At 63.0% G+C, this 13,407-nt stretch carries 14 protein-coding genes; 6 read left to right on the top strand and 8 right to left on the bottom strand.

Going from position 1 to position 13,407, the window contains the following annotated elements:
- Positions 1-14: 14 nt before the first annotated feature.
- From EG19_RS14050 to EG19_RS05005, 3 genes are all read right to left on the bottom strand, one after another.
- On the bottom strand, positions 15-497 hold the full coding sequence (locus tag EG19_RS14050) for a type II secretion system protein (protein ID WP_053334912.1): 483 nt from the start codon (positions 495-497) through the stop codon (positions 15-17).
- Between the two features lie 121 nt (positions 498-618).
- Positions 619-1,137: a type II secretion system protein gene (locus EG19_RS14055; protein WP_053334913.1), complete on the bottom strand. Its 519-nt coding sequence runs from the start codon at positions 1,135-1,137 to the stop codon at positions 619-621.
- Positions 1,138-1,180: 43 nt separating this feature from the next.
- The gene (locus EG19_RS05005; protein ID WP_152543923.1) at positions 1,181-2,725 is read right to left on the bottom strand and encodes a hypothetical protein; all 1,545 of its coding nucleotides are present in this window, start codon (positions 2,723-2,725) and stop codon (positions 1,181-1,183) included.
- Positions 2,726-2,755: 30 nt separating this feature from the next.
- Here EG19_RS05005 and EG19_RS05010 point away from each other — a divergent pair, with 30 nt between their 5' ends.
- Genes EG19_RS05010 through EG19_RS05030 form a run of 5 tightly spaced genes read left to right on the top strand, consistent with a single transcriptional unit; the run spans position 2,756 to position 8,061 of the window.
- Entirely contained in the window at positions 2,756-3,430 is a 675-nt protein-coding gene (locus EG19_RS05010) for a class I SAM-dependent methyltransferase (RefSeq protein ID WP_081799932.1), read from the top strand.
- On the top strand, positions 3,427-4,173 hold the full coding sequence (locus tag EG19_RS05015; protein ID WP_038048197.1) for a glycosyltransferase family 2 protein: 747 nt from the start codon (positions 3,427-3,429) through the stop codon (positions 4,171-4,173). Before EG19_RS05010 ends, EG19_RS05015 begins: the two co-directional genes overlap by 4 nt.
- 47 nt (positions 4,174-4,220) lie before the next feature.
- Positions 4,221-4,592 carry a hypothetical protein gene (locus EG19_RS05020; protein ID WP_152543924.1) on the top strand — a complete coding sequence of 124 codons (372 nt, stop codon included), beginning with the start codon at positions 4,221-4,223 and terminating at the stop codon, positions 4,590-4,592.
- Positions 4,559-5,800, top strand: a complete 1,242-nt coding sequence (locus EG19_RS05025; protein ID WP_038048201.1) for a hypothetical protein — start codon at positions 4,559-4,561, stop codon at positions 5,798-5,800. The genes EG19_RS05020 and EG19_RS05025 overlap by 34 nt, the downstream gene beginning before the upstream one ends.
- Positions 5,801-5,820: 20 nt before the next feature.
- On the top strand, positions 5,821-8,061 hold the full coding sequence (locus EG19_RS05030; protein WP_152543925.1) for a hypothetical protein: 2,241 nt from the start codon (positions 5,821-5,823) through the stop codon (positions 8,059-8,061).
- Here EG19_RS05030 and EG19_RS05035 read toward each other — a convergent pair.
- The 3 genes from EG19_RS05035 to EG19_RS05045 are packed head-to-tail and all read right to left on the bottom strand — an operon-like array spanning position 7,973 to position 11,187.
- The gene (locus EG19_RS05035; RefSeq protein WP_053334915.1) at positions 7,973-9,211 is read right to left on the bottom strand and encodes an ABC transporter ATP-binding protein; all 1,239 of its coding nucleotides are present in this window, start codon (positions 9,209-9,211) and stop codon (positions 7,973-7,975) included. The two genes, EG19_RS05030 and EG19_RS05035, sit on opposite strands and share 89 nt — an antisense overlap.
- Entirely contained in the window at positions 9,208-10,020 is an 813-nt protein-coding gene (locus tag EG19_RS05040; RefSeq protein ID WP_038048205.1) for an ABC transporter permease, read from the bottom strand. The genes EG19_RS05035 and EG19_RS05040 overlap by 4 nt, the downstream gene beginning before the upstream one ends.
- Before the next feature lie 3 nt (positions 10,021-10,023).
- Entirely contained in the window at positions 10,024-11,187 is a 1,164-nt protein-coding gene (locus tag EG19_RS05045) for an ABC transporter substrate-binding protein (RefSeq protein ID WP_038048207.1), read from the bottom strand.
- Between the two features lie 104 nt (positions 11,188-11,291).
- On the opposite strand from EG19_RS05045, the gene EG19_RS05050 reads away from it, so the two are divergent.
- Positions 11,292-11,585 carry a hypothetical protein gene (locus EG19_RS05050; protein ID WP_038048209.1) on the top strand — a complete coding sequence of 98 codons (294 nt, stop codon included), beginning with the start codon at positions 11,292-11,294 and terminating at the stop codon, positions 11,583-11,585.
- A gap of 4 nt (positions 11,586-11,589) precedes the next feature.
- Here the strand turns inward: EG19_RS05050 and EG19_RS05055 are convergent, their stop codons facing one another.
- Entirely contained in the window at positions 11,590-12,672 is a 1,083-nt protein-coding gene (locus EG19_RS05055) for a mannose-1-phosphate guanylyltransferase (protein WP_038048211.1), read from the bottom strand.
- Positions 12,653-13,375, bottom strand: a complete 723-nt coding sequence (locus tag EG19_RS12460; protein WP_053334916.1) for an HAD-IA family hydrolase — start codon at positions 13,373-13,375, stop codon at positions 12,653-12,655. Before EG19_RS12460 ends, EG19_RS05055 begins: the two co-directional genes overlap by 20 nt.
- Positions 13,376-13,407 lie beyond the last annotated feature (32 nt).

Here is a 13,407-nt window from a genome sequence, read left to right on the forward strand (position 1 = left end):
TTGCGAAGAAAAGCTTAGTTGATTTGCTGACCCTCAGGCCACTGAACAAATTGGCCGTTGGCAAAAATGATGTCGTCATCGAAGCTAGTGGTGGGCCCACCCGCGCCTCCGTTAGCGAGCGTGAAGCCACTGCACGCACCAGTCCCATTCCGCGCGTTTGACCAAAGTGTGTAGGATGCAAGGGTGGTGTCGATATTGACACAGTTGGATCTGTTCCAGCCATCGTTGTCGGGCAGCTTCTTTATGTAGGTCGGTGTAAGGTAAGGTGCGAGTTTTGCACTTACGGTACCGGCACCGGTAGAATCGGGATAATGGTTGAAGTCAATCGAATAAGCCTCCAAGGCGGTACCGATAGACCGGAGATCCGCCATCGTACGCCGCTGACGGCCACGGTTGATGGCGTTCAGCAGGTTGGGGATCGCAATGGCGGCGATGATGCCGATAATGGCCACCACGATCAACAACTCAATAAGGGTAAAACCTCTTTGCCTCCTCATAACTGCCTCCTTTCAAAATGGGTTTAATGCACGTTTTGTGCCAGAAGAACCCACGGTGAGAAACCTCGGCGATGCACATGTTTGTCACCCAAGGGTGCCGTAGCTTCCCAGCGGCGCCATCTCAGCGTACCTGGATGCCTTCCGGCCATTGCACGAAGATCCCATTCACCATGGCTATATCCGCGTCGTAGTGGGTCGTAGGCCCTAGGTAAGGTCCCCCTTGCGCTACGCCATCCCCGCCGTAACTCACCACAGTGTAATCAAGCCCCGAACCTTCGTAGCGCAAGTCTCGTCGCCATCCGTCGTGCACAGGCAGCACCTTTAAGTAGGTCGGTTCAAGGTAAAGTCGCAGATCCGTTGCGGTTCCCGAAACCTGGGGGACAAGGACATGATCGGTGGCATAGGAGTTAATGGCCAGCGCCAAGGTCCGCATGTCGGCCATCGTTCTTTTTTGCCGGGCCCTTTCCAGCATCTGATAGATCCGCGGGATGGCAATGGCAGCCAAAATACCCAAAATGGCCACCACAATGAGAAGCTCGACCAGCGTAAACCCTTGATGGCGTCTCACGACCGGGTCAGATGCAAAATTCTTGCCTAACATCGCCAGTTTAGGATTGTCTATCAGCAACAAAAACGTCACCGACAGAGACACCGTGCACGGAGTCCGGAAAAACCAGCGAGCGTTACTCCTTCCCCGGTGGGGGAGGTTGGTGAAGAAAACGGTAAAGCAAGCGCTGCTCCTGGTCGCTCCGGGCCTCCCGCTGCAGGCGAACGAGCCAGCTTTCCCCCGGCGTGCCGGTGTAAAGGTCGTGGACCACAGCAAGCTCCAGTTTTTGGCGGAAAGAAAGGGCTGGGCTCCAGGAGCCGGCGGAAAACCACAAGGCGGCCGATACCGTGAGAGCGAGAGCCGGCACAAGCCTCGTCCCCGATGGGAAAAACACCAGCCAAGCCGCCGCCACCGTCACCAACAAAACCAAAAGCCACAAACCAAAGCCTCCGGAAGCCAGGGTAGGCATGAAGGTTCCAGCCTGCAACAGGGGCCAGTGGAAGGTCACCGGAGCCAGGGGAAACTCCGGAGGGGAAAAGGGGAACGTGAAAAGCGGCAGCCAGGCCGCTGGCAAGCCCAGGAAAAACGCCACCAGTGCCACCCCCCGCACCCACGGGAGGTGCCAACGGAAAGCGAGAGCTCCCGCTGCTCCCACCGCCAACAGCGGGAAAACCGAGATGAGGTAGCGGGGGCCCGGAAACCAGCCACCGTGGGCGTTGGGATAGCCGGACAGGAGCACCAAAAGCGCCAAAGCCCCTACCCAAGCCTCCAGGCAAAGCGGCTCCTTTCGCGGTAAAAGCCCCAAAAGCAAAAAGGGAGCCCAAAAGAGCATGCCCCGCTGCGGGGAAAAGAGCAAAAGCCAAAAGTTTGAAAGCCGAGGCCAGCCAATGCCGAAAAACCCCTGCTGGCTTAAGGCGGAAAACTGCGGGTAAAGCTCTCGGGCTGAGGAAAGCACAAAGGGGCTGCCGAAGCAAACCCAGTTATAAACGGCCAGCAAAGCCAAAGGCACAGCAAAGCCTAGCCACGCCGGCCACACCCTCCATCGCCCGCGCCAACTGCTAATGACGAGCCAAAAAAGCCCCACCAAAGCCGTGGGGTACTCGCTCACCGCCGCCCAACCCAAAAGCAGGCCAGCGAAAAGCAGCGATTTGTGTTGCGAAAGCAGCACCAAGCCGGCCAAAAGGCAAGCTCCCGCCAGAGCGTGAGAAAAAAGAAGGGCACCAGCTGGAAGCCAGGGCGTGGCCAGCACCAAAGTTCCAGCCACCAGCGTCCCCGCCTCACCCCAGCGACGGCCCAGCTCCCGGGCCAAAAGCAACGAAGCGAAAAGCCAGGGGAGGCCAGAAGCCAGAATCCGCCCCACAAGGTAGGCCAGCCGCAGCTCGCCGGGCCCGTGGGCCACCACGTGGGCCAAACCCGCCGCGGGCAGCAACAGCGGCAAAAGCCCGGGGGCTTTGTTAGGGTAAAGCTTGCCTTCCGCTGAGCTGAGGTCTTCGCAGGCGCCCCACTCGCCCACCTCTTCGTTCACCGCCAGCGAGCCCCGATGCACCACAGCTAGGCCTTGGTACACCCGGGGCCATTCGTTGGGGCTCACAAAGGCGGGCCAAAAGGGCAAAACCCAAAGGATGGCGGCAAACCCCACCGCGGAAGGAAGCCACCCGAATCGCTGAAACTTCGTCTCCACCACTTCAGTGTATAGTTTCGGGCGGGGCCGATGACGTCAGCAGGTTACGTGTTCAAGGACTTCCCCCACTCCTCCCACCGCTGGCTGGTGGAACGGGTGGGCAGGCCACCGTCGAGGGTATTGGACGTGGGGACCTGGAACGGTTTTCTGGGCCGGCAGCTTGCCTCCCAGGGGCATGAGCTGTTCGGCATCGAAAAGGACCCCATCCAAGCTCAGCACGCTGCCGCCTTTTACCGCGAGCTTCTGGTAGCTGACCTGGAGACCCTGCCGCCCCTGCCGGGGGCTCCCTTTGACGTGATCCTCTGCGGCGATGTGCTGGAGCACCTGCGGGAGCCGCTGGTGGTCCTTAAGCACTTGGTTTCCTCTCTGCGGCCGGAGGGTAAGCTCTTGATCACCGTGCCCAACGTAGCTTTTGTAGGCTGCCGCGTGTCGCTGCTTTTCGGGGTCTTCGAATACCGCGACCGCGGCATCCTGGACCGCACCCACCTGCGGTTTTTTACCAAGGCTTCCCTGCTGCGACTTCTCCGGGAGGCAGGGCTGAAGGTGCAGCGGGTTCACGGCCTGCCGCCACCTCTACCGCTGGTCTTCCCGCCCAGCGCCCGCTGGCCCCTGCGGGGGTTTTTCGAATGCCTGGCGCTGGCAGCGCAGCTTTGGCCTACCCTCTGGGCTTACCAGCTGGCCGTCGAAGCCCGGAGGCCCTCATGAAGGTCACGGTGGTCATGCCTGCGTACAACGCCGCCCGCACCCTGGAGGCGTGCGTGGCCGACATCCCGCGGGACGTGGTGGACGAGGTCATTCTGGTGGACGACGCCTCCACCGACGAAACCGTGAGCCTCGCCCATAAGCTAGGGCTGGAAGTCGTCGTGCACCCGGAAAACCGCGGCTACGGGGGCAACCAGAAGACCTGCTACCGCCATGCTCTGGCTCGGGGCGCCGACATCGTGGTGATGGTGCACCCCGACCACCAGTACGACCCGAAGGTCATCCCCCAGCTGGTGGCGCCCCTTCGGGAAGGCCGGTGCGACGCGGTTTTCGGCAGCCGCATCTTAGGGGGAAAGGCGAAGGAAGGGGGCATGCCGTGGTGGAAGTACCTGGGTAACCTGCTCCTCACCCGCATCGAAAACCTTTTCTTCGGCCTTTCCCTCACCGAGTACCACTCGGGGCTCAGGGCTTATAGCCGGCGTTACCTGGAGGCGGTGCCCCTGGAAAAAAACTCCGACGGGTGGGTTTTTGACTCGGAGATCATTGCCCAGGGGGCCCTGGCCGGCATGCACATTGAGGAAATCCCCATTGCCACCCGCTACTTTCCCGAGGCCTCGCAAATCGGCTTTTGGCCTTCGGTGGGGTACGGTCTTGCCATCCTCAAGCTCTGCCTCAAGTTTACCTTGCACCGCTGGGGCCTGTGGCCACAGGAGCAGTTCCAGGTGGCGAGCCCGGCAAACCGCTAGCCCACAGCGTGCTCACGCCCTCCCTGCGCCAGGGTACGATGGTAGCCGTGATTTTCCGCAACCGACTGGCGACAGGACTCGCGGTCGCTTTACTGGCGGTGGGCCTGGGGGAGCTTTCGGGGTGGCTCAAAGGCCCGCAGAAACCGGTGTGGCTTGGTAACTTGGCGCCGCTTTCGAAAGCACCCTTGCCCGCCGGAGAAGCTGTGGCGGTAGTGCTTCCGCCGCATTTCGATCCGAAACAAAAACAGTGGGTGCTTATGGAGCTTTACTGGCAGTTCCCGCAGGTGCGGTGGACGCTGGCCGCCGAGCATGGCCCCAAGTCTTTTTGGTTCCTGGCAGCTCCCGGGACGGTTTCACCGGGGCACGCCGTTTGGCAGGAGGGTGGGTGGACCCTGGGGCGGGGGGAGAAAAGCCCATGATCCTGGCCGGGCTCTTGCTGCTTTCTGGGTGGGGGTGGGCTGCGCTGGCCGAAAAAGGCAAACCGACCCTCTGGCAAGCCGTGGTGGGTGCCGTGGCATCCTGCGGAGGGTGGTTTCTGCTTTTGGCCCTGATCGGTGTTCGTTGGAAGCCGTGGCTGGCGGTCCTTCCCCTCCTCGTTGGGTTGACGCTTACTATTTCGCGGGCAGGTACCTTGGGCCGGGCGCTGCGATCAAGACCGGGGCACGCCGTTGCCGCGGTTTTGGCTCTAGCTGTGTTTTCTCAACTGCCGGCATGGGGTTGGGACTTCCGTTACCAGTGGGGCTTAAAGGCCAAGGTCTTCGCCGCCTTCGGCGGCATCGATGGCGTCTGGCTTGCCAACCCCGAGGTGGCCTTTGCCAACCCCCACTACCCTCCCCTTTGGCCCACCCTGCTGGCCTTTGGTATGCACCTGGGGAATAGCGCTGAGGAGGCAGCGGGCATCTGGACTGCGCTTTTACGGGTGGGGCTGGCCGGTGCTGGCTGGAGCTTGGCCTTCCGCGGGCAGCTGTGGCAGCGCTGGCTGGCATGGGCTTTGGGGCTTCTGGCGCCGGTGCTCTTTCGCCCCTTTTTTTCGGGTTACGCCGAGCCCCTTTTGGCGCTTCTGTTGGCCAGCGCGGTGGTGGCCACGGCATCGGAACTCGGCCCTTCGACGCTTGCCCTTTGGGTGCTTTTCAGCCTCCTGGGTCTGGCCAAAGGGGAAGGACTGCTGTGGCTGGCATGCTTGGGAGCTGCTGGCTGGCGACGGTGGGAGAAATCCCAGCGCCTGGCCTTTTTGCTCGCCTTGCTGCCTGCTCTTGGCTGGTCTTTGTGGGCCAGCCGCACCGTTCCGGGCAGGGGTGTTGCGGAGCTCGCTTGGGAACGGTTGGTTCCTAGGGTTCTGCAGCTGCCTTCCGCCTTGCTCCAAGCCGGGCCTGAAGCTTGCCTTGCTGTGCTGGCCTTTGGTTTGGCGGTTTTTGCAAGCTGGGGGCATACGCCGTTGGCGAAGGCGAGCTTTTGGTTTTTCCTCGGGCTGGCGCTGGTCTACGTAGCCGGACCCCACCCCCTTCCCTGGTGGCTGGCCAACTCCCTACAGCGGGTTTTAGCGGTGCCGGTTCCGGCCCTGTTGGCTTCCGGTTTGGTTTGCGGAAAACCCATGGCTCCTGCTCCCCGGGGTGAGTCGGCGGCTTGAAGGACCGTTACACTGGGCAGGTGCGAAGCTGGCGATGGGCGTTTGTCCTGTGCGCCGGGGTTTGGCTTTCCCTGCTCCTTTCCGGTCGCACCCTGGTCACCCGCGACCTGGGGGCCACCCACCTCCCCTGGCGGGCGGAGTGGGCCCGGCAGGTCAAAAACGGCTGGTTTCCCCTCTGGAACCCCAAGGCCAATGGGGGCAGACCCCTCTGGGCCGACCCCAACACCCAGGCAGCCTACCCGGGGACGCTTTTGTTCCTTTTGCTCCCTGCTTCCCAGGCCATGGTGGTGTTCTTGGCGGCCCATCACCTTTGGCTTTTGGCGGGTCTGGCGTACCTGGCCAGGAAGACCGGCACCGAGGGGGAAGCGGCCTGGGCTTCGGCGTTCATCGTGGGCACCGGCGGTATAGCGTTTTCGCTCACCACCTTCCCCAACGCCCTGGCGTCCTTTTCCTGGCTCCCCTGGGCTTTGGGCCTTTTGCTTGCGGAGAAAAAACAGCAAAACCTGCAAGCCCTGGGTGCGGGAGGGCTTTTGGGGGTCAGTTTTCTGGCCGGAGAACCGGTCACCGCCGCCTTGGGTTTCGGGCTTGCCGGGGCGCTGATGCTGACCCAGCGGCGGTCCTTTAAGGCAGTCTTACTGCTGCTTTTGGGTTTCCTCCTGGTGGCCCTGCCGGTTCTGCTGCCGCTTCTGGCGGTTTTCTCGGAAACCGTGCGGGGATCCCTGGGGGTAAGCCCCGAGGCTTTAGCCGCCGACTGTTTGGCTCCCCGGCGTTTTGTGGAGCTTTTCTTCCCCCGCCTTTTGGGAGAACCTCTGGGTGATGCCACGTCCGGTTTTTGGGCCGCCCCTTCCTTCCCCTGGCAACGCTACTACCCCCTCCTCTTCGTGGGTGCTGGAACCGCTGCTCTGGTTTGGGCCGGAATCCGCCGTGGAAAAGGGCAGCGGTTTTGGCTTTGGGTGCTGGTTTTCGGTGTGATTGTGGCGCTCCTCCCGGCCTGGGAGCCGGTGCGGGCTTTTCTCATCCGCCTGCCGGGGGGCCAGCTGGCCCGCTTCGCCATTAAGGGATTGCAGCTTTCGTGGCTTGCCGCCACCCCGTTGGTGGCCTTCGGCTTCGAGCAACGAAAAAACACCCATGGCCGCCCATGGGCTCTGCTGGGAGCTGCCCTTGTTTTGCTGATCCCGGGCTTTTTCCCCGAAGCCTCTCGGAGCGCGCTGTCTGTGCTTTACCCGGCCTCTGCATCTTTGCTGCAACAAACTCCCGCCGATGTGCTTCGCCAAAGCCTGCTCCTCGATGGGCTCACCAACGCATTGCCCTTGCTGGCGCTGGCGGTTTCCCGCCCCACCGCGCTGGCGGTTTTTGCCTTTCTTGCGGCACAGTGGCCGCTTTTCTTTACAACTCACGTGGTAAGCCCCACCAAGCTCTGGGCCGAGCCGCCTGCAGCCGTAAAGGCCCTTCCCCAGGGGGCCGCCTTCGTTTCCTGGGCCCAAGCGCCGGGCTCTGCTTCTTCCCCTCGCGCCCGCACCTTGGCCTTCCGCGACGCCTTGCTCCCCGACTACGGCATGGCTTACGGGCTTTCCTACGTTTTGGCCCGGGGTCCCGACGGCTTGGAGCCCATCCGAGGGGAGGTCTTGGCGGCGTACGCCGAGAAGATGCTCCCGGAGAAAAAGCTCCGCCTGGCCGCCGCGCTGGGTGCCCAGGCGGCAGTCTTCAATGAAGAGATCCCCGAAATTTCTTGCCAAAAAGCGGGGGGAGTGGCGGTTTGCCCGGCGCCTCGCTTTGCCCCCGAGGTTTTCCTGGCCCAACGGCTTTTCCCCGCCGAAAACCTGGAGCAAGCGGTGGCTTGGCTCACCGCCGAAAGCTTCGTCCCCGGTGCCGATGTGACGTTGGCAGGGATTGCCACACCCCTAAGCACTGCCGGTGGTCAGGTAAGCGAGGAACCAGGATCCCCCCATCACCGCCGTTTCCGCGTGCAAGCCCACCAACGCACCTGGCTGGTAGTGCAGCAAAACTACCTTTCCCGCTGGAAGGCATTCGTGGATGGCCAACCCGTACCGGTGGTCCCGGCCAACTTCGCGCGCCTGGCCATAGCTGTCCCCGCCGGGAACCACCGGGTGGAGCTTCGGCTGGAGACAAGCCCTTACGTCTTGGGGGCTTTGGGGCCTTTGTTTTTCGGCCTTACGTGGTTTTATTGGCGAAGCGCGGACCGGCGGGCAGCCACCGGTGCTCGGGCGCGTAACACCCCGGCCACGGCACCGGCGCCGTAACCAGAAAATCCAAGACCTCGCAGACGTAGTCGTAAGCCAGTCCGGCCACGCTGTGCACCGCCGCATCCACCCGGTAACGTCCCGGGGCCAACTGCAAGGAGGGAAACACGATGCTGATGCTGCCCTGGCCTGCCAGGGCTTCCGGCGTGAGGCCGTCCAAATGGGTGTTGGTGCCGAAAACGTGGGTGCCGTCCTCCCGGTGAATGGCAATGCCAAACACGAAGTCTTCCTTGGGCACGTGGACTTTGTAGCTCAGGCGAATGGCTGCCGGCTCACCGCTGCGCACCATCTTGAGCGGCCGGCCTTCGCGATCCACCAGTTCCACCGCCGTGAGCTCCACGTCGCGGTTGCCCCAACGTTTGCCCTTTTCCTGGGAAACGGCTTCCCCGGCTTCCGTGCTGGCCACATCGGAGCGGTAGCGGGCCACCGCCGCCGCTGCCGGGCCCAAGAAAACCACCTCCCCGCGGTTGAGGTACAAGCCCCGATGGGCCAGCTTTCCCGCCAGGGCCAGGTCGTGGGTCACCAGCAGCACCGCGCAACCCCGGCGCTGCAACTCCGCCACCCGATCCAAAGCACGATGGGCGAAAAGCTCATCGCCCACCGCCAAAACCTCGTCCACCACCAGGATGTCCGGCTCCACCGCGGTGGCCACCGCAAACCCCAAGCGCACGAACATCCCCGAGGAGTAGGTCTTCACCGGCTCGTGGGCAAACTCCTCAAGACCGGCAAAGGCCAAAATCTCCGGCAGCTTGGCCTCGATTTCTTTGCGGGAAAGCCCCAAAAGCATGCCGTTGATGATGGCATTGTCGCGTCCAGAGATTTCCGGATGGAAGCCGGCACCCAGCTCGATGAGCGCCGTGAGCCTTCCCCGCACCGTGACCGTGCCCCGGGTGGGACGGAGGATGCCGGCCACCAGCTTCAACAGCGTGGACTTTCCGGAGCCGTTGGGCCCAATGACCGCCAGGGTCTCCCCGGGCTCCAGGGTGAAGCTTACGTTTTTAAGCGCTTCAAACCCTTCCTGCTCCGCAAGCTTTCGCCAGACCTGGCCGTGCAGCAAAGCGCCTTTGAGCGAATGCAGCTTGCCGCGGGTGGAGCTCAGGCTGTAGGTCTTGCTGACGCCGTCCACCACCACCCGGGCCTCGCGGCTCATACCGCCTCCGCCAGGCCTTCCCGCAACCGGCCAAACACCCAACAACCCAAAAGCAGCGAAACCAACGCCACAAGCACGCACCACCCCCAGGTGGCCACCGTGGGGAGCTGGCCTTCCACCGCCAGCAGCCGGTAGGCGGTGACCAGCGGCGTCATGGGGTTGGCCAGAACCAGCCGCCGCAGCACCCCCGCCGGCACCACGTCCGCGGTGTAAATGATGGGCGTGAGGAAAAACCACAGGGTAAAGATGTTGTGGAGGAGGTCCTTGAGGTCCCGGAAGTGCACGGCCAAAGCCGCCACCCCCATGGCCAAGCCGAAAATCGTGGTGAGCCACAGAAGCACCACCACCGGCAGCAGGAAAAGCGTCCAGGGGAAGGCATGTCCCAGGATGAGGCTGGCCAGCACCACCCCCACCAGCAGCACCGGCAGCGCCAAAAGGTGGTGCACAGCGTGGGAGAGCACGGTCACCGCCGGGAAAACCTCAGGTTCCACCATGACCTTCTTCAAAAGCGGCCCGTTATCCGGCAGCACCACCGCGGCATCCAAAAGCGCCCCGGTGAAGAACACCCAGGGTAAAAGCCCGGCAAACAGGAAGAGCGGGTAGGGTGCGGCGCTGGCCACCCGCGCCGGGATCACGAAGGTAAAGACCACCGTGTACACGGAAAGCAACAGCAACGGGTTGAGCAAGGACCAGAAGTAGCCAACCACCGTCCCGCGGTAGCGGGCTTTCAGCTCCCGCCCCACCAACACCCAAACCAGGGCCCGTTTTTTGTAAAGCGAGGCAATAAGCTGGCGTACCGCCGCCGTCACCGGCTACTGGCCCCCACCTGTGGCCAGTTCCAAGAGCTTCCGGCGAAGCTCAGCTTCCTTTTGCTCCAAGTACTGGTCGTAGTCCTCGGCCTTGCCATCACGGACCCAGTAGCTGTGGGGGAAGTGCTTGATGTTGCCGTAATCGTCAAAGGCCAGGGGACCCGTCACACCCCGACGCTCCCCCAGCCCCTTCAAGCGCAGCTGGATATCCCGCCCGGAGCGCGGAGGCTGTCCTTCCAAAGCGTAAATGAGCGCCAGCGCCGCATCGTACCCATGCGCGGCGTAGGTATCGGGCAGCAAGTTGTACACCTCGTGGTAGCGCTTCACAAAGGTGTGGGTGGGTTCCTGGGTGGTGGCCAGGTCCAAGCCAGCCAAGGGGAAATAGACCCCCTCCAGGAGCTTTCCGCCCTTTTGCAAGAGGGTAGCGGTGTTGATCGCCGATGTGGTGACGATGTTGCCGGCAAAACCGGCACCGCGGATCACCGAAACGGCGTTGAGGATGGCGTCGCCGTAGCCGCAGATGTACACCACCTCCGGTTGCAGGGCGGTCAAGCTGTCGCGCAGCTTTTGCTCCCAACCTGCCTCACCCACCACCACCGTCCCCACCACCGTGCCGCGGGCCGAGTTCAGCTGTCCCAGGAAAACCGGCAAAAGCCCCCGGGTGTAGGGGTTGTCCTCCTGCACCACGAGCACCTTTCTCTTGGACAGCGTGGTGGTGATGAGAGCCGCGGCCTTGGCCCCTTCCAGGTCGTCCGAGGGGTAAACGCGGAAGAAGTACACGCTCATGCGCGCCAGCTGCGGTGCAGAAGCGGAGGGCGAGATAAGGACCCTTTCCCGCTTGTCGGCAATGGGGATCATGGCCTGGGCTTCCGAGGTGGTGACCCCGCCCACAATGGCCAAGGCCCCGGCCTTGTACAGGGCATCGGCCAAAGCTGCGGCTTTGGCCGGGTCGGAACCGGAATCCCGGTACTCCACCACCAGGCCCGGGGGCAGCTTTTGCGTGGCCTTTGCTTCGTCAAAGGCCAGCTTGACCCCGGTTTTGATGGACGCCCCGTACACAGCCGCCGGTCCGGTTTCCGGCAAAACCACGCCAACCATGAGCTTTTTTTCACAACCCCAGAGAAACAGCGACCCCGCCACCAACAAACCAAGGGTTTTTCGCGTCATTGCACACCCCCGGCGCTTCCGCGCACAACACCTTTTACCACGAATGCCTTGCGCGGTAAAGGCCGTTGCCGCGGTGGGCGAACTGCAGTACTCTAGTGGCTAGCATGAAACGGGGGCTCCTGGCGGCGGTCATGGTTTTGCTTGTCGGTTGCGGCTCCGACATCCTGGACGACAAGAGCGACCTTATCGTGGTTAACGAGAGCCCCTGCGACGTCACGGTTTTCGTCGATGGCCAGGAAGTCCTCTCGGTGGAAGCCGGCTCCGACCGCGCCTTTAGCGACATTGGCTACGGACGTCACGTGATCGAAGCGGTGAATTACCAGGGGGAAGTGGTGGTGCGCAAGGTGGTTGACCTTGCCCCCGCCGAGGACTTTTACCTGGTGGTGAACAACTGCTGAAGCCTTAAAGCAAATGGCTTAGACCCCGCTTCTCCAGCTCCGCCACCAGCGCCTTGACCTTTTGCGCGTTTTCCACAGTGGTCACCAGCACCGCATCTTCGGTGGCCACCACCACCAGGCCCCGAACCCCCAGGGTGGCCACCAGCGGCCCCCGGGAAAGCACCACGCAGTCGTGGGTTTCCATGGCCACCACCGGACCCAAACTCACCCCCGCTTCACCCCTGGGCAGGATCTCGGCAAAGCTGGCAAAGGAACCCACATCGTGCCAGGGGAAGGCACCGTCCACCGCCCACAGGTTGTCGGCCTTTTCCATGACCCCGTAATCAATGGAAATCCGCGGCAAAGACGGGTAATGCTGGGAGACAGCCCCGGTCTCACCCCGGTGGCGGCTATCGGCCAGCATGGCGTCCAGGCCCCGGGCCAGCTCCGGCAGGTGCTTCCGCACAGCCTCCGCCAGAGCCTGCGCGGTAAAGGCAAAGATCCCGGCGTTCCAGCGGTAGCAACCGGCAGCAAGGAAGGCCATGGCCTTTTCCAAGTCCGGCTTTTCCACAAAACGCCGCACGCGAAAGCACCGAACGCCGTTTCTTTCGCCCGTCTCTTCGGCCAGCTCCAGGTAGCCGTAGCCGGTTTCCGGTCGGGTGGGGAGGATGCCCACCGTCACCAAGCCGCCGGATTCCACCGCCAGCTCCGCGGCAGCGCTGAGAACACGACGAAAAGCTTCCCCATCGCCAACCCAGTGATCGGCGGGCAAGACCCAAAGCACGGGGTTTCCCCCTGCTGCCAGCTCCCGCCAGGCAGCCCACGCTACCGCGGCAGCGGTGTCTCGCCCGCAGGGCTCTATCAGAAACTGCTCCGGGGAAAGCTCGGGAAGCTCCTGCCTTACCGCCTCGGCAATGCCCTTACCGGTAACCACCGTCACCCCTTCCCGGCCGCAAAGGGGCAGCACGCGATCCACGGTCATGCGCAACAGCGAGCGGCCCTCCACCAGGGGGAGCAGCTGCTTTGGCAACGAGCTGCGGGAAAAGGGCCAAAAGCGGGTGCCGGAGCCCCCCGCCAGAATCACGGCTTTAACCGAAAACGAGCTCATAGGCCTCCCCCAGGTGGCTGGCGCGGACGTAGGAGTCAAAGAACAAACCGTGACGATCGATGAGCACCGGAAAGATCCCGCAGGCTTGCGCCCCCCGGTAATCGTCCAAAGGCGAATCGCCCCAGTGGGTGGCCTCCGCGGCGCTCACACCCAGCCGCTGCAGGGCCCGGCAGAAGATTTCCGGGTTTGGCTTTTCCACCCCTTCCAAAGCGGAAACCACCACCACGTCCAGAAGCGGGGCAAGCCCCAGGCCATGCAAAAGCTGGGGCAGCCGGGAATCCCAGTTGGAAACCGCACCGACTTTGACCCCATTTTCCTTTAGCTTCTTGAGCACCGGGAACGCTTCGGGGTAAACCCGCCACCGCTCGGGGCGGGCGAAGGTGGCAAAAAGCTCATCCAAAACCTCCTGCCAAGGGGCGGGGTGGTGGAGACGCTCCAGCACCCGCCGCAGAAAAGCCCCCCACCACGCCCGCTCGCCACCCTTCCAAAGGTGGTAGCGGTCCAGGCCCAGTGGGTGCTCCTGGGTCATCTCCTGCCACACCTCGGTGAAAACCGGTGCTACCTCCGCTGGGGAAACCGCAGGGCCGTAGCGGGACAGCGTTTCGGCGTACACCTCCGGAGGTGACGGCACTGCTTCAATAAGCGTGCCACCCACGTCCACCAGCACCGCTTTCGGTTTTTGCCCCCTTACCAAGCCGCCCATGCCCAGCTATTCTACGCGGAGAAAGGGGGAGC

Source organism: Thermoanaerobaculum aquaticum (genome assembly GCF_000687145.1).
In the GTDB taxonomy this organism is placed as follows: domain Bacteria; phylum Acidobacteriota; class Thermoanaerobaculia; order Thermoanaerobaculales; family Thermoanaerobaculaceae; genus Thermoanaerobaculum; species Thermoanaerobaculum aquaticum.